We start from the raw sequence: 15,916 nt of genomic DNA, 5'->3' as shown, positions 1-15,916 counted from the left end.
CCTTTCGGAAAGCGGGGCCGACTGCCTCAACCTGCCAGCCGCCTCCGGCCCCCGCGCCGTGCGGCATCCAGGAGGACCCGAGTCCCTACGAATGGCCCCCATCGGCGTGCGCGGCGCCCGCTGCACCGTGCGTATACACCACGCGTATACACCATGTGTATAGTCGCTGTCATGTCCATCGGTCACACGCTCCTCGCGCTGCTGGAGGCCGGCCCCCGGCACGGCTACGACCTCAAGCGGACCTTCGACGAGAAATTCGGCCACGACCGCCCGCTCGCCTACGGACAGGTCTACTCGACCATGTCCCGCCTCCTGAAGAACGGCCTCGTCGAGGTCGACGGAGTGGAGATCGACGGCGGTCCCGAGCGCAAGCGCTACGCCATCACCGAGGCCGGCATCACCGACGTCGCCGCCTGGCTGGCCACCCCCGAGAAGCCGGAGCCCTACCTCCACTCGACGCTCTACACCAAGGTCGTCCTCGCGCTGCTCACCGGCCGCAGCGCCCAGGAGCTGGTGGACTCCCAGCGCTCCGAACACCTGCGCCTCATGCGCACCCTGACCTCCCGCAAGCGCAAGGGCGGCCTCACCGACCAGCTGATCTGCGACCACGCCCTGTTCCATCTGGAGGCCGACCTGCGGTGGCTGGAACTCGCCGCGGCCCGCCTCGACCAGCTCGCCCAGGAGATACGCCGATGAGGATCCCGCCCGGCACCCTGCTCGCCGCCCAGGACCTGCGCAAGGCGTACGGGACCACCCAGGCGCTGGACGGAGCCGAATTCACCATCCACCCCGGCGAGATCGTCGCCGTCATGGGCCCGTCCGGCTCCGGCAAGTCGACCCTGCTGCACTGCCTCGCCGGGATCGTCCCGCCCGACTCCGGCTCCATCACCTACGACGGCCGCGAGATCGCCGGGATGAGCGACGCGGCGCGCAGCGCCCTGCGCCGCACCGAGTTCGGCTTCGTCTTCCAGTTCGGCCGGCTCGTCCCCGAGCTGACCTGCCTGGAGAACGTCGCTCTCCCGCTGCGCCTGAGCGGCGTCAGGCGCAAGGCGGCCGAGGCCACCGCCCTGGAGTGGATGGTCCAGTTGGAGGTGGACCACGTCGCAGGCCGGCGCCCCGGCGAGGTCTCGGGCGGTCAGGGTCAGCGGGTGGCCATCTCCCGCGCGCTCGTCACGCGGCCCCGGGTCGTCTTCGCGGACGAGCCCACCGGGGCCCTGGACTCCCTCAACGGCGAGCTGGTGATGCGGCTGCTGACCGAGGCGGCCCGCTCCGCCGGAGCCGCCGTCGTCCTCGTCACGCACGAGACGCGCGTGGCGGCGTACTCCGACCGCGAGATCCTCGTGCGCGACGGCAGGTCCCGCGACATGGAACACGTCGTATGAGCCTGACGGAGAACGGCCGGGCCTGGTGGCGCGACCTGGCCATGGGCGTCCGCTTCGCCTTCGGCGGCGGCCGCGAGAGCTGGATCCGCACCCTGTTCACCGGCGTCGGCGTCGGCCTCGGCGTCGCCCTGCTGCTGGTCACCACCGCCCTGCCGAGCGCGCTGACGGCCCGGACCGACCGCGGCGACGCCCGACTCGCCGTCGAGATGGAGGCCGACCGTCCCGGGCCCGACACCCTGCTCACGGCGTCGGCCGACCAGGACTACCGCGGCAAGAGCATCGAGGGCGTCCTCATCAAGGCCGAGGGCCCCGAGGCCCCCGTACCGCCCGGGCTCAGCCGGATCCCCGCTCCGGGCCGGCTCGCGGTCTCCCCCGCCCTCGACCGCCTGATGAAGTCCGACGAGGGGGCGCTGCTGCGCGAGCGCCTCGGGGGCGAGGTCACCGAGCTGATCGGCGACGCGGGCCTGCTCGGGCCGGGCGAGCTCTACTTCTACGCGGGCAACGCCGAACTGGAGCGCCCGCCCGGCACGGAGATCAGCATCGTCCACCGGTCCAGGGCCTTCGGCGGCGATCCCGAACCCGACGCGCTCGACCCGGTGCTGGCCCTGATGGTGGTCCTGACCTTCGTGGCCCTGCTCATGCCGGTCGTCGTGTTCGTCGCGGCGGCCGTCCGCTTCGGCGGTGACCGCCGCGACCGCCGCCTCGCCGCCCTGCGCCTGGTCGGCGCCGACCACCGGATGGTCCGCCGGATCGCGGCGGGCGAGGCCTTGGCCGGGGCCCTGGCCGGGCTGCTGCTCGGCGCCGCCTTCTTCCTGGCCTCCCGTCAACTCGTGGGCAGCTTCGCGCTGTCCCAGCGCAGCGTCTTCCCGGCCGACCTCGATCCGAGCTGGTGGCTGGCCGCGCTCGTCGCCCTCGCCGTGCCGGCCGCCGCCGTGGCCGTCACCCTGTTCACGCTCCGCGGCGTGCTCGTCGAACCGCTGGGCGTCGTACGGGCGGCCGCGCCGGTCCGGCGCCGGATCTGGTGGCGGCTGCTGCTGCCGGCCGGCGGACTCGGCCTGCTCGCGCCGCTGATGGGCCGTGGCACCGTCAGCGGCGAGTTCGGCCAGGTGCAGGTCAGCGTCGGCGTCGTCCTGCTGCTCGTCGGCATCACGGCCCTGCTGCCCTGGCTGCTGGAGCGTACGGCCGGTCTGCTGTCCGGCGGTCCGGTGTCCTGGCAGCTCGCGGTACGCCGGCTCCAGGTCGCCAGCGGTACGGCCTCCCGGCTGGTCAACGGGATCGCGGTCGCGGTGGCCGGAGCCATCGCCCTGCAGATGCTCTTCGCGGGCACGGAGAGCGGCTACACCGTGGAGACCGGCGCGGATCCGGCGCGGGCCGCGCTGTCGGTGGCGGTCGACCCGTCGAGCGGCACCGGGTCGCTGGAGGCGGTGACCGGCGAGCTGGCCCGGACCCGGGGGGTCGCCAGGGCGGCCGCGCTGAGCAGCCTCAGCGCGGCCGCCGAAGTGCCGTCGCCCGACCGGACCGTCCACCTCACCGTGGGCACCTGCGAGGCCCTGCGCGAGGTGGCGCGCCTGGCTGCCTGCGCCGAGGGCGACGCCTTCGTGCTGGCCGACGACCCCCGTGCGGACTGGGGGTCCCCGGGAGCCACCGCCCGGCCCGGCGAGAAGCTCTTCGCCGGTGGTGTCATGGGCTACGCCTTCGATTCGGGCGTCGTGGAGTGGACCGTCCCGGCGAACGCCCGTACCGTACCCGCCCGTCCGGACCCGGACGGCCGCGTGCGCTCCGGTCTGCTGGTGACCCCCTCCGCCGCGCCGCAAGGGGTCGAGGCCCTCCGACAGGTGTTCGTGCAGCTCGACCCGGCCGTGCCGGACGCGATCGAGCTCGCGCGCACCGCCGCCTTCCGGGCCGATCCGGCATCCATGGTCGGCACGCTCTCCCCGACCCGGCTGGACCCCCAGTACGGGGCGATCCGCAGCGGCCTGTTCATCGGCGCGACGCTGGTGCTGGTACTGATCGGGCTGAGCCTGCTCGTCGCACAGCTGGAGCAGCTGCGCGAGCGCAGGAAGCTGCTGTCCGCCCTGGTCGCCTTCGGCACCCCGCGCCGGACGCTGAGCCTGTCGGTGCTGTGGCAGACCGCGCTGCCGGTCACGGTGGCCATGGTGCTGGCGAGCGCCACGGGCCTGGCCCTCGGGTCGGTGCTGCTGAGGATGTCCGAGATGCCCGTCAGCGTCGACTGGGGTGCGGTGCTGGCGCTGGTCGGCGCCGGCGCGGGCGTGGTCGTCCTGGTGACCCTGCTCAGCATGCCGCCGCTGCTGCGGATGATGCGCCCGGACGGACTGCGTACGGAGTGAGCGCACCCCCGCCCGCTCCAGGTAGCGCCCCCGTCAGTCGGTGGGCCACACCGGGAGCGGGCGCACGGCTTCGCGCAGGGCGGCCGCGACGGCCCTGAACTCCTCCTGCCGCGCCGTCCCCGTACGCATGGCCAGCGCGATCCGCCGCGAGGGCGCGGGCTCCGCGAAGTACCCGGTGGCCAGGTACTCGTTGCGGGCGGTCTCCAGCCGCAGCGCGGTCCGCGGCAACAGCGTCACCCCCATTCCCCCGGCGACCAGTTGTACGAGGGTGGACAGTCCCGCGGCGGTCGTGGTGACGTCGGCGCCGCTCGTGCGCCCGGCTTCGCGGCAGATGTCGAGGGCCTGGTCGCGCAGGCAGTGCCCCTCGTCGAGCAACAGCAGCTGCAGGCCCCGCAGTTCTTCGCGCGGGATGTCCCTGCGCCCGGCCAGGGGGTGCTCCCGGGGCGCGAGGAGTACGAAGTCCTCGTCGAAGAGCGGCAGTTCGGTGACGCCGGGAACGCCGAGCGGCACCGCCAGCAGCAGCAGGTCGAGCCGCCCGGCGGCCAGCCCCTCCAGCAGCGAGGCCGTCTGCTCCTCGTGCACCTGGAGGTCCATGCGCGGGTAGCGCCGGTGGAAGAGCCCGAGCACGGTCGGCAGCAGGTACGGGGCCACGGTCGGGATCACCCCGAGCCGCAGGGCCCCGGTGAAGGGGGCCCGTACCGCCTCGGCCTCCTCCAGCAGCCCGCCCATCGCGTCGAGCACGGCCCGCGCCCGGGCCGCGATCCGCTCGCCCGCCGGGGAGAGCAGCACCTTGCGGGTGGTGCGCTCCAGCAGCTGCACCCCGAGGGCCTCCTCCAGCGCGGAGACGGCGCCGGAGAGCGCCGGCTGGCTCATCCCGATGGCGGCGGCGGCGTCGCGGAAGTGCAGGTGCTCGGCGACGGCGACGAAGGCGCGCAGCTGCGCGAGCGTCGCCTGCTTCGCTCCCCTATTACCGATGGCCACTGATAGGTACCTCCGATCACCCGACACAACAGTAGCTATTTCTGTAATCAATGCAGCTGTGTCAGCATGTGAGATCAGTCCAACCCCCTCGGAAATCCCCCAAAAGGGTCAGTTTCCATTCCGCAAGGAGAGCACGTGCTCACTGTCGGTGACAAGTTCCCCACCTACGATCTGACCGCCTGCGTCTCGCTCGAGGCCGGCAGCGAGTTCGCCCAGATCGACCACAAGACCTATGAGGGCAAGTGGCGCGTGGTGTTCTTCTGGCCGAAGGACTTCACCTTCGTCTGCCCGACCGAGATCGCCGCCTTCGGCAAGCTGAACGAGGAGTTCCAGGACCGCGACGCCCAGATCCTCGGCGTCTCCGGCGACTCCGAGTTCGTCCACCACGCCTGGCGCAAGGACCACGCCGACCTGCGTGACCTGCCCTTCCCGATGCTGGCCGACTCCAAGCACGAGCTCATGCAGGCGTGCGGCGTCCGCGGCGAGGACGGCTTCGCCCAGCGCGCCGTCTTCATCGTCGACCAGAACAACGAGATCCAGTTCACGATGGTGACCGCCGGTTCCGTGGGCCGTAACCCCAAGGAGGTCCTGCGGGTCCTCGACGCCCTGCAGACCGACGAGCTGTGCCCCTGCAACTGGAACAAGGGCGAGGGCACCCTCGACGCCGGCGCGCTGCTGGCCGGTGAGTGACGGATGTCCCTCGACGCCCTGAAGTCCGCCATACCGGACTTCGCCAAGGACCTGAAGCTGAACCTCGGCTCGGTCATCGGCAACAGCGACCTCCCGCAGCAGCAGCTGTGGGGCACGGTCCTGTCCTGCGCGATCGCCGCCCGCTCCCCGCGCGTCCTGCGTGAGCTGGAGCCGGAGGCGAAGGCGAACCTCTCCCCCGAGGCGTACACCGCCGCCAAGTCCGCCGCCGCGGTCATGGCGATGAACAACGTCTTCTACCGCACGCGGCACCTGCTCTCCGACCCGGAGTACGGCACCCTGCGGGCGGGCCTGCGGATGAACGTCATCGGCAACCCGGGTGTGGAGAAGGTCGACTTCGAGCTGTGGTCGCTCGCCGTCTCCGCCATCAACGGCTGCGGCCAGTGCCTGGACTCGCACGAGCAGGTCCTGCGCAAGGCCGGCGTCGGCCGCGAGACGGTCCAGGAGGCCTTCAAGATCGCCTCGGTGATCCAGGCCGTAGCCGTCACCCTCGACGCCGAGGCCGCCCTCGCCGCCGAGTAGTACCGCCCAGCACGACGAAGGACCCCGCTGCCGTTCCCGGCCGCGGGGTCCTTCGCTTCTCTCACTTCCTGAGCGCGGCCATCAGCTCGCGCGCGTCCTCGATGAGCGCCGCCTTGAGCGCGTCCCCGTCGGGCTCGGGCTGCCCCTCCTGCCCGAACCACTGGACGACGACCGAGAGGACCACGCCGCCGTCGAGGACGTCGATCCGGCAGGCGCCCGCGTACTCGGCGATCAGCGCCCGCTCGCCGAGTCCGGGAACCAGTTCCGACGTGGCGATCCTCATGCGCAGGTCCGGGTCGAAGCCGGGCCCCGTGCCGAACTCCGGCTCGGGGTCGGTCTTGCGGTGCGCCTCGACGGCCGTCTGCACCTGGTAGTTGAGCCGGTCCTCGCCCCACCGCATGGCGTACGAGCAGTACGACCAGTCCACGGCCGGGGTCTCGGCGTGGTGCGGAATGCCGCCGCCGTCGAACCCCCCGACCAGCTTGCCGAGCGCCTGCATCTTGGCGTCCGCGCACAGGTCCTGGGAGTGCCGGTACGCGATGGGCGGCCCGGCGTCAGCGAAACGATCCTCCAGCGTCCACGCGCCCGCCCACACGGCGGACGCCAGCACCGCACCGCCCAGGGCCCATAACCAGGGCCGGGCCGGCCCGCGTACGGACCCGCCCGCCGCGGCCGGCTCCTGCGCCGGACCGGCCGGGGACTCCGGGGCCGCCCGGGGCCACTCCCCCTCCAGCTCAGGCTCGCTGATCATGCGCGGCCTCCCGGGCGGCCGAACCCACGGCGGTCGCCCCGTGCGGCGCGGGCCCGACCGGCGAGGCGCCGTGCCGCAGCCGGTCGCGCGAGTACGCCCTCAGGTAGACCACCACCGTGTTGGTGACGGCGACCAGCGGCACGGCCACCACCGCTCCGCCGATGCCGGCGATCATCCCGCCGGCCGCCACCGACAGCACCACCGCGAGCGGGTGGACGCGTACGGCCCGGCCCAGGATGAAGGGCTGCAGCACGTGCCCCTCGATCTGCTGCACGGCCAGGACCACGAGCAGCACCATCAGCGCGGTGAACGGCCCCTGGGTCACCAGCGCCACGACCACCGCGAGGGCGCCGGAGACCACCGCGCCGACGAGCGGGATGAAGGCGAACAGGAAGATGAAGACGGCGAGCGGCACCGCCATCGTCACGTCCAGGAAGTACAGGCCGAGTCCGATGAAGATGGCGTCGATGAGCGCGACGAGGACCGTGCCGCGCACGTACGCGGTCAGGGTGCGCCAGGCGCGCGGTCCGGCGCCGGCGACTCCGGGGCGGGCGGCGCCCGGGACCAGGCCGAGGACCCAGTTCCAGATGCGCTTGCCGTCGTAGAGCAGGAAGAGCGTGGAGAACATCGCGAGGAGGATGCCGGTCAGCACCTCGACGAGGACCGTCACGCCCTGGAGGCCGGCGGAGGTGATCTGCTCGGTGTTGGTGCCGATGGTCTCGCTGAGGTTCTTCGCGATGTCGTTGATCTGCTTCTCGGTCACGTGGAACGGACTGTCCAGTGCCCAGAGTTTGAGTTCGTTGATGCCGTCGCGGACGCGGTCGGAGAGGTCGTCGAGGTTCTCCATGACCTGCCAGACCACGAACCAGCCGACCAGCCCGATGACCACGAAGCCGAGGACCGCGGTGACCGCGGTGGCGAGCCCGCGCGGAAGGCCGAGCCGGCGCAGCCGGACCACGAAGGGCTGGAGCAGGGCCGTGACGAGCAGGGCGGCGGCGAAGGCGAGGACGACCAGGCGGACTTCGCTGATCATCTTCATCAGCACCCAGAGCATCCCGGCGAGCAGCAGCAGCCGCCAGCTGGCCTCGGCCGCGACCCGCAGCCCCCAGGGGAGCACGCTCGCCGGGGCGGGACGCTCGGGGAGGACGGGGTGTTCGGCGGTCACGGGCGCGGGCGCCGGTGCGGGCGCGGTCACGGCGGCCGCCGGTACGGGTGCGGGCGCGGGCGCGCGCGAGGACTCGGGGAGGTCGCCGGAGGTCTCGGCCTCGACCTCCGCACGCCGCTCGTCGAGGCGGGCCTCCATCCGGCTCAGCCTGCTACCGAGCCGGCCGAGCCAGCCTGACCTCTTCGCCATGTCGATCCCTTCCCCCCGCCCGTTGGACACCCCTCGAAAGACCGTACACGCGAGGAGCCCCGCACCGTAGGACGGTGCGGGGCTCTTCGAGGTTGTGCGGCGGAGCCGGTCAGTACCAGCCGTTGGCCTGGTGGAAGTTCCAGGCTCCGCACGGGCTGCCGTAGCGCCCGTTCATGTAGTTCAGACCCCACTCGATCTGGGTGGCGGGGTTGGTGCGCCAGTCGGCACCGGCCGAGGCCATCTTCGAACCGGGCAGGGCCTGGACGAGACCGTACGCGCCCGAGGACTTGTTCACGGCCAGGTAGTTCCAGGTGGATTCCTGGTTGATGATGTTGGAGAAGCACTGGAACTGCCCCGCCGGAACCATCTGCTGGGCGATCGCCTTGACCTGCGCGACCGTGTAGGAGGCCTGGACCTCGAAGTCGGCGCCGTCGCGGGCGGCGGAGCGGCTGGCGACCTGCTCCTTCGCGTCGCGCTCCTTCTTCGCCTTCTCGTCGGCCGCCTTCTGGGCCTCGGCCTTCTTCGACTTGGCGTCCTGGGCGGCCTGGATACGGGCTGCCTCCTCGGCCGAGCGCTTGGCGTCGGCGTCGGCGGCGTGGGCGATGGCGTCGGCCTGCTGCGTCAGGGACGCGTTCTGGACCTGAGCGTGGTCGCCGACCGGGATGTCAGTGAGGAGAGTCGTCCCGGACGCGGTCGTCTCAAGATCGTTCGAGGCGGGGTCGCCAGTGGCAACGCCCACGACTGCGCCAACGGTGGTGACCGCAGTGGCCGAAGCAACTGCGAATCCCCGGACCGAGATCCGGCTCACACGGTGTCCTTCCAGCAGCGTCCGCAGTGACCGCGCGGCGCAAGAGTGCCCCTCGACACTGGCCTCCACGGTTCTGCGGTCACTGGAGGCGCGGGCCCGTGGGCAACTCCCTTGCGGGAGTGCCGCGTGATGCTCGGGCGGCATACGGCGAACGACTGTGGAGTTGTGGTGCTGCGCGCATCTCAAGGGAGATACAGGTGTGCCGTATGCGGGGCCTGACGGAAAACAGACTCTGCCGGACCGCCACGCCGCAGGGCAATTCTCCGTTGCGTGGGAAAGGTCACACCTGCCATGTCTCCATTGATTCCGCGAAATCCCTGTGCAGCACGACGCCGCCCGGCTAGGCTCCTGGGCCTTTGCCGGGCGGCGTCAACTCACCTTCCCGCTATGGGTGTTTTGGGCTGGTTTTCCTTGCCGTACGGCCCTACAGGGTCTCCAGCATCTCGGTGACCAGCGCGGCGATCGGGGAGCGCTCGGAGCGGGTCAGCGTGACGTGCGCGAAGAGCGGATGCCCCTTCAGCTTCTCGACCACGGCGACGACTCCGTCGTACCGGCCGACCCGCAGGTTGTCCCGCTGGGCCACGTCGTGGGTCAGGACAACCCTCGAATTGGCCCCGATACGGGACAGAACGGTCAGCAGGACATTGCGTTCCAGCGACTGCGCCTCGTCCACGATCACGAAGGCGTCGTGCAGCGAGCGCCCGCGGATGTGCGTGAGCGGCAGGACCTCCAGCATCCCGCGGTTCAGCACCTCCTCGATGACCTCGCGCCCGGCGACCGCCGAGAGGGTGTCGAAGACCGCCTGGGCCCACGGGCTCATCTTCTCGGAGGCGTCCCCGGGGAGGTACCCGAGGTCCTGGCCGCCCACCGCGTACAGCGGCCGGAAGACCATGACCTTCTGATGCTGCCTCCGCTCCAGCACCGCTTCCAGGCCCGCGCAGAGCGCCAGCGCCGACTTGCCGGTACCGGCCCGGCCGCCCATCGAGATGATCCCGATCTCCGGGTCGAGCAGCAGGTCCAGCGCGATCCGCTGCTCTGCGCTGCGGCCGTGCAGCCCGAAGGCCTCCCGGTCGCCCTTCACGAGCCGCACGTTCCCGTCGGCGGTGACCCGGCCCAGCGCCTTGCCGCGCTCGGACTGGAGGACCAGTCCGGTGTGCACGGGCAGTTCCGCGGCCTCCGGTACGTAGAGCCGGTCCTCGGAGTAGAGGAGGTCGACCTGCTCGCCGGAGAGGGCGAGCTCGCTCATGCCGGTCCATCCGGCATCGGTGATCGCGAGCTCGGCGCGGTACTCCTCGGCGATCAGCCCCACGGAGGAGGCCTTGATGCGCAGTGGGAGATCCTTCGAGACCACCGTGACGTCGTAGCCCTCGGCCTGCAGATTGCGGGCGACCGCGAGGATCCGCGAGTCGTTGTCCCCCAGTCGGAAGCCGGCGGGCAGGACGCTCGGGTCGGAGTGGTTGAGCTCGACGCGCAGGGTGCCGCCCAGATCGCCCAGCGGGATGGGGGCGTCGAGGCGTCCGTACCGGACCCGGAAGTCGTCGAGCAGGCGCAGGGCCTGCCGTGCGAAGTAGCCGAGTTCGGGATGGTGCCTCTTTGCCTCCAGCTCGGTGATCACCACGATCGGGAGCACGACCTCGTGCTCGTCGAAGCGGGAGATCGCGTTGGGGTCTGCCAGCAGGACGCTGGTGTCGAGGACGTAGGTCCGCCTGTCGGGCAGGCGGCGCTTTGTGCTGGTCACCACGGAAGGACGTACCCCCTCGGAAGAGGTCGGGCCATGAAGACCGGACCGGTCATCGGCACCCATGCCGGGGCCGATTTCCGGCCCTCCACTCCGTCCGTGCGAACCGCACGTTCGTCCTGGTGCAAAGGGCCTCCCGGGCGGACGGCCCCATGCCGTCCGCTGAGACTCGACACCCGTGGATCGGGCATCGACCTGCAAGGGATATTCCCCGAATGGGTCCAGCCATGCCATGGCATATGACGGACGCTCGGTGAATCCCTGGTGAAGGCCTCGCGAGGAGGGGGTGCCGGGGCGCCGGAGGGTCCCCGGGGACGCCCGCGGACGCGGCAGCGGCGCGCCGCGGAAGGACCGGGGCGCGCCGCGGGTGGTGCGGGGCGACTGCCGAAAGGGCGTCAGACCAGGGGGTTGCCGCCGGCCGGGCGGATCAGGTCCCGTACCGCCGGTGGCGGGCCGCGTAGTCGCGCAGGGCCCGCAGGAAGTCGACCTTGCGGAAGGCCGGCCAGAAGACCTCGCAGAAGTAGTACTCGGAATGCGCGCTCTGCCAGAGCATGAATCCGGACAGGCGCTGCTCGCCGCTGGTGCGGATCACGAGGTCCGGATCGGGCTGGCCGCGCGTGTAGAGGTGCTCCGCGATGTGGTCGATGTCCAGGATCTCGGCGAGCTCCTCGAAGGAGGTGCCCTTCGAAGCGTGCTCCAGGAGCAGCGAGCGGACCGCGTCGGCGATCTCCTGGCGGCCGCCGTATCCGACGGCGACGTTGACGAGTATCCCGTCGATGCCGTGGGTGGCCTCCTCGGCCTCCTTCAGCACGCTCTGCGTCCCGGCGGGCAGGATGTCGAGGTTGCCTACGTGGTGCACGCGCCAGCGGCCGTCCGCGGCGAGGCCCCGGACGGTGTTCTCGATGATGTTGAGCAGCGGGCGGAGCTCGACCTCCGGCCGGTCCAGGTTGTCCGTGGAGAGCATCCACAGGGTGACGACCTCGACGTCGGTCTCGGTGCACCAGCCGAGCATCTCGGAGATCTTGTCGGCTCCGGCCTGATGGCCCTGCTCCGTCGTGCCTCCGGACGCCTTGGCCCAGCGCCTGTTCCCGTCCAGGATGACGCCGATGTGCTTGGGCGCCGCGTCATGGTCGAGGCGGCCTTCCACCCGGCGTGCGTAGAGCCTGTACACCAGGTCGCGCAGCTTCACGATCTTCCAGCCCCTCCGAGCAATGCCCCCGTGCGAATTGCGGTCCCTCCCCCGAGTCCGCCACATTACTGCTCGGCGGGATCCGGTACCCAACTCGGGATGTCACAAGTCCGTGATAGGGAGGACATCGTGACTGATACCAATCCCTATCGGGCAGAACCCTCGCGGTACGACTCCATGGAGTACCGCCGCACGGGCCGCAGCGGCCTCAAGCTCCCCGCGATTTCCCTCGGCCTCTGGCACAACTTCGGTGACGACAAGTCCCTGGAGTCCCAGCGGGCGATCCTGCGCCGGGCCTTCGACCTCGGCGTCACCCACTTCGACCTGGCCAACAACTACGGCCCGCCCCCCGGCTCGGCGGAGCTGAACTTCGGCAAGATCTTCGCGCAGGACTTCGCGTCCCACCGCGAGGAGCTGGTGCTGTCCACCAAGGCCGGCTACCTGATGCACCCCGGCCCGTACGGCGAGTGGGGCAGCCGCAAGTACCTGCTCGGCTCGCTCGACGCCTCGCTGAAGCGGATGGGCGTGGACTACGTCGACATCTTCTACTCGCAGTGCGGCTAGAAGTCGCACAATCAAGGGCCTGCCCGTAAGGAGATAGGGGCAGGCCGGTCCTGTGACCAATGGACCGTCCACCGCTCAGCATGCGTCGGGAGTAATCCTTTCGTGTGAAGCCTGAGTTCGCGACCGAAGGCCGAAGCGTCCACTGCAACGGCACGGGTCCGGTGGAAGTTCGGACGGGTGAACGTAAGTGAATCGTCATTGAGGTCTCGTAAAGAACGAACCGCCCTAGTGGGTTGCGACCGGGCGGAAAAGGAGCAGGGGGCGAGATTCCCTCACACGATCCGCCAAGCTGGCTGTGAAGGCGCGGATAGGTCACCGTGGCTCCCGGGATAGAGACGGCACCCACCCCGAACGCAACTTGATTGTGTGGAACTAGACAACCCCGTAGAGGTCCCCCAGAGATGGGGGTAGGCCAGAGGTAACAAAGGCACAGAACCTCTGCGGGCGCAGGATGGTCCGAGAAGCGAATGCCACTGGGGCGAAAGCCCAGGGGAAAGGCTGGAAAAAGGGGCTTCACCCTCCAGCTATAACCCGGTGGATACCGGCCTCATGGCCGGGTCCGAAAGGGGGCCCACGCGGACCAGGTTCGTCCTTGAAGAACCGGCAAACCAACGCCGACATAACGACGGTGCACGTTAGACAGGGAGGACAGATGGACGAGTACGTGGGACGGAAGTCCTTCTGGAACGAAACCGGCGACGACGCCGAAGCCTGGCACAGCATTGACTGGAACCGGGTGGACGCGGACGTAAGAAGGCTTAGGCAGAGGATCTTCAAGGCTGCTCAGGAATACGACATGCCGAAGGTCAGGAACCTCCAGAAACTCATGTTGCGTTCGACGGCGAACACTCTCCTGAGTGTCCGGCGGGTAACGCAGGTGAGCAGGGGGCGAAAGACGGCCGGCGTAGACGGCGACACAGCGCTCACTCCGCAGGAAAGGGGCCTCCTCGCGAGGCATCTGATCGCGGAGAAGAATGTGAAACCGTCACCGGTAAAGCGTGTAAACATCCCGAAGGCCAACGGCAAGACAAGGCCGCTGGGCATCCCGGTCATCCGTGACCGGGTACAGCAGGCCAGGGTCAAGAACGCCCTGGAGCCCGAGTGGGAGGCCCGCTTCGAGGCGAGGAGCTACGGCTTCCGCCCCGGACGGGGCTGCCACGACGCGATGGCAGCGATCTACCAGATCGCTGGCAAGAAGCAGGCTCACAGGGTGTGGGTGCTGGACGCCGACCTTTCGGCTGCGTTCGACGGCATCAGCCACCAGCACCTGATGACCTCCCTCGGAAAGTTCCCCGGAAGGGAAATGATCCTGGGATGGCTGAAGGCCGGGGTAATGGACAAGGGAAGGTTCGCGCCTACCACGGAGGGAACTCCGCAGGGCGGCGTAATCAGTCCTCTTCTCCTGAACATCGCCCTCCACGGGATGGAAAAGGCAGCGGGTGTGGTCTACCGCAAGAAGGGCGCCCACAGGGCGGTCAGGGAAGACTCTCCCGCACTGGTGAGATACGCGGACGACTTCGTGGTCATGTGCCACACGGAGGAGCAGGCGTACGAGTCGAAGCGACGGCTGGCGGAATGGTTCAAACCGAGGGGGGTGGCCTTCAATGAGGAAAAGACACGAGTCGTTCACCTCACCGAAGGCTTTGACTTCCTGGGGGGCAACGTCCGCCGGTACGACAACGGCATCACTCTCATCAGGCCGAGCAAGGATGCCATGAAGAGCGCCGCGGCACGTATCAGGGAAATCGTCCGGGAGAACCGGGGACACGAGACCAAGCGTCTGATCGGTCACGTGAACTCGTTTATCCGGGGGTGGACCGCGTACTACCGGCCGTGGAGCTCAAAGGATGCCTTCAAACACCTCGACTGGCTTCTGTTCAACCAGCTCTGGCAGTGGGCGAACAGGAACCACCGGAGGAAGGGAAGGGTCTGGATCGCCAGCCACTACTGGAAACAGCGGATCAAGGGAAGTCAGAACCGCTGGATCTTCGGGGACGACACGGGGTATATCACTCCGGCCACCCACACGAAGATCGTTCGTCACGTCCCGGTCATGGACTCACATTCGAAGGATGACCCGGCGCTGACGCAGTATTGGAAAGACAGGGCCAGCAAGCGGAGCAAGTTGGAGACGGAGAGCAAGTTCCTCCAGTCCCTGGCGGCGAAGCAGAAGGGTCTCTGCCCGGAATGCGGTCTGGATCTTGTAGAAGGCGCGGAGTTTGAACCGGACAACGTCCATGACTGGATTGCGTGGTTCGACGCGCGCCGAAAGGCCCTGAACGTGCACCACAAGATTTACCGCGTGCACGGCGGGACCAACGACTACAAGAACCTGGTGCTCCTGCACACGCAGTGCCACCACCAGCGCCATGCCCAAGAGGGCAAGGCGCAGAGCAGCCCACAGGACGTGCTTGAGCCGGGTGCGGTGAAAGCCGCACGCCCGGTTCTGAGGGGGCCGGGGGTTCAGCAATGACCCCCGGCTACCCGACCCGCTTCGACCCGGAGACCCCGCTGGAGGAGACCATGGGCGCGCTCGCGTCCGCGGTCCAGCAGGGCAAGGCGCTCTACGTCGGCGTCTCCTCCTACACCGCGGAGCAGACGGCCGAGGCGGCCCGGCTGCTCAAGGAGATGGGCGTACGCCCCCTCATCCACCAGCCCTCGTACTCCATGATCAACCGCTGGACGGAGGACGACGGCCTGCTGGACACCCTGGAGGAGGCCGGCATGGGCTGCATCTCCTTCGTGCCGCTCGCGCAGGGACTGCTGACCGGCAAGTACCTGAAGGGGATCCCGGAGGGCTCGCGGGCCACCCAGGGCAAGTCCCTGAACCCGGATCTGCTCTCGGACGAGGTGCTCCGCCGGCTGAACGGGCTGAACGACATCGCGGTCCGGCGCGGGCAGAGCCTGGCGCAGCTGGCGCTCAACTGGGTGCTCCGCGACGAGCGGATGACCTCGGCGCTGATCGGCGCTTCGAGCGTGAAGCAGCTGGAGGAGAACGTGGCCGCGCTGGCCGGCGAGGCGCTGTCGGAGCAGGAGCTGAAGGAGATCGACTCCTTCGCGGTGTCCACCCCCGGCGCCAACATCTGGGCCCAGCGCGGCTGACCTGCGCGTTTGGCGAGCGGGCCGGCCGGGGGCGGGGAAACAAAAAACGGGCCGGTCCGTGGGGGGGATACGGACCGGCCCGAGGGGGGGGTTCCACCATAACCCTTCGTAAAGCGTGATGCGTGCATTGGCGCGTGATGATTACGCTCCGAAGTCGCCCGGCAGCACTTCGGTGAGTGTCCGGGCGGCCCGGGAAGGCCCGGGCGCGAACCGCTCCCGGACCCTCCGAGGCCGGGCGCCGCAAGGGCGAGCCCCCACCGGGCGCCGCGGCGACGGCCCGCGGGAAGCCCTGCGGATCATACCCCCCACCCGTACCACCCAAGAGGGACCCCCCACGAGCGCGTCGGCTTGACGCGACCTCCCCTCCCGGGAGGGCGAGGGCCGGGGGACGGGCCGGGCGGCCCGGCGGCCCTAGGGGGTGGGTGGGGGGTGGTGGGGGGGGGCGGCGCGGGTGGGGCCGCCACGCGCC

General features: G+C 69.9%; 12 protein-coding genes and 2 pseudogenes. 8 read left to right on the top strand and 6 right to left on the bottom strand.

What is annotated here, in order from left to right; translation table 11 throughout:
- Window positions 1-171: 171 nt before the first annotated feature.
- The 3 genes from AB0M99_RS33025 to AB0M99_RS33015 are packed head-to-tail and all read left to right on the top strand — an operon-like array spanning window position 172 to window position 3,730.
- Window positions 172-696 carry a PadR family transcriptional regulator gene (locus AB0M99_RS33025; protein ID WP_365927056.1) on the top strand — a complete coding sequence of 175 codons (525 nt, stop codon included), beginning with the start codon at window positions 172-174 and terminating at the stop codon, window positions 694-696.
- Entirely contained in the window at window positions 693-1,382 is a 690-nt protein-coding gene (locus tag AB0M99_RS33020) for an ABC transporter ATP-binding protein (RefSeq protein ID WP_365927054.1), read from the top strand. The genes AB0M99_RS33025 and AB0M99_RS33020 overlap by 4 nt, the downstream gene beginning before the upstream one ends.
- The gene (locus tag AB0M99_RS33015) at window positions 1,379-3,730 is read left to right on the top strand and encodes an FtsX-like permease family protein (RefSeq protein WP_365927052.1); all 2,352 of its coding nucleotides are present in this window, start codon (window positions 1,379-1,381) and stop codon (window positions 3,728-3,730) included. The genes AB0M99_RS33020 and AB0M99_RS33015 overlap by 4 nt, the downstream gene beginning before the upstream one ends.
- Before the next feature lie 33 nt (window positions 3,731-3,763).
- Here AB0M99_RS33015 and AB0M99_RS33010 read toward each other — a convergent pair whose 3' ends face one another.
- Window positions 3,764-4,711 carry a LysR substrate-binding domain-containing protein gene (locus tag AB0M99_RS33010; protein ID WP_365927050.1) on the bottom strand — a complete coding sequence of 316 codons (948 nt, stop codon included), beginning with the start codon at window positions 4,709-4,711 and terminating at the stop codon, window positions 3,764-3,766.
- A 135-nt stretch (window positions 4,712-4,846) separates the two neighbouring features.
- On the opposite strand from AB0M99_RS33010, the gene AB0M99_RS33005 reads away from it, so the two are divergent.
- Both AB0M99_RS33005 and AB0M99_RS33000 read left to right on the top strand, forming a co-directional pair.
- Window positions 4,847-5,401, top strand: coding sequence for a peroxiredoxin (locus tag AB0M99_RS33005; RefSeq protein WP_365927048.1), 555 nt, complete (start codon window positions 4,847-4,849; stop codon window positions 5,399-5,401).
- 3 nt (window positions 5,402-5,404) lie between these two features.
- Window positions 5,405-5,941, top strand: a complete 537-nt coding sequence (locus AB0M99_RS33000; protein WP_365927046.1) for an alkyl hydroperoxide reductase — start codon at window positions 5,405-5,407, stop codon at window positions 5,939-5,941.
- A gap of 61 nt (window positions 5,942-6,002) precedes the next feature.
- Here AB0M99_RS33000 and AB0M99_RS32995 read toward each other — a convergent pair whose 3' ends face one another.
- From AB0M99_RS32995 to AB0M99_RS32975, 5 genes are all read right to left on the bottom strand, one after another.
- Window positions 6,003-6,692 (bottom strand): hypothetical protein, encoded by a 690-nt coding sequence (locus AB0M99_RS32995; RefSeq protein WP_365927044.1) that lies wholly within the window; start codon window positions 6,690-6,692, stop codon window positions 6,003-6,005.
- On the bottom strand, window positions 6,676-8,046 hold the full coding sequence (locus AB0M99_RS32990; protein ID WP_365927042.1) for an AI-2E family transporter: 1,371 nt from the start codon (window positions 8,044-8,046) through the stop codon (window positions 6,676-6,678). Before AB0M99_RS32990 ends, AB0M99_RS32995 begins: the two co-directional genes overlap by 17 nt.
- Window positions 8,047-8,155: 109 nt before the next feature.
- Window positions 8,156-8,872, bottom strand: coding sequence for a transglycosylase SLT domain-containing protein (locus AB0M99_RS32985; RefSeq protein WP_365927105.1), 717 nt, complete (start codon window positions 8,870-8,872; stop codon window positions 8,156-8,158).
- 406 nt (window positions 8,873-9,278) lie between these two features.
- A complete protein-coding gene (locus AB0M99_RS32980; protein ID WP_365927040.1) occupies window positions 9,279-10,595 on the bottom strand; it encodes a PhoH family protein in 1,317 nt (438 codons plus the stop codon).
- Window positions 10,596-11,019: 424 nt separating this feature from the next.
- On the bottom strand, window positions 11,020-11,781 hold the full coding sequence (locus AB0M99_RS32975; RefSeq protein ID WP_365927038.1) for an isoprenyl transferase: 762 nt from the start codon (window positions 11,779-11,781) through the stop codon (window positions 11,020-11,022).
- Between the two features lie 129 nt (window positions 11,782-11,910).
- Between AB0M99_RS32975 and AB0M99_RS32970 the strand changes: the two are divergent.
- The 3 genes and pseudogenes from AB0M99_RS32970 to AB0M99_RS32960 form a co-directional block, all read left to right on the top strand.
- Window positions 11,911-12,333: pseudogene (locus tag AB0M99_RS32970) on the top strand (aldo/keto reductase); the annotation flags it as partial.
- Between the two features lie 664 nt (window positions 12,334-12,997).
- Entirely contained in the window at window positions 12,998-14,818 is a 1,821-nt protein-coding gene (ltrA, locus tag AB0M99_RS32965) for a group II intron reverse transcriptase/maturase (protein WP_365927036.1), read from the top strand.
- 17 nt (window positions 14,819-14,835) lie between these two features.
- Window positions 14,836-15,447, top strand: a pseudogene (locus AB0M99_RS32960) (aldo/keto reductase); the annotation flags it as partial.
- Between the last annotated feature and the right edge of the window lie 469 nt (window positions 15,448-15,916).

The sequence above is a fragment of the Streptomyces sp. NPDC051183 genome (genome assembly GCF_040682455.1).
Classification (GTDB): Bacteria; Actinomycetota; Actinomycetes; order Streptomycetales; family Streptomycetaceae; genus Streptomyces.
This window is presented reverse-complemented; position numbering and strand designations above follow the sequence as displayed.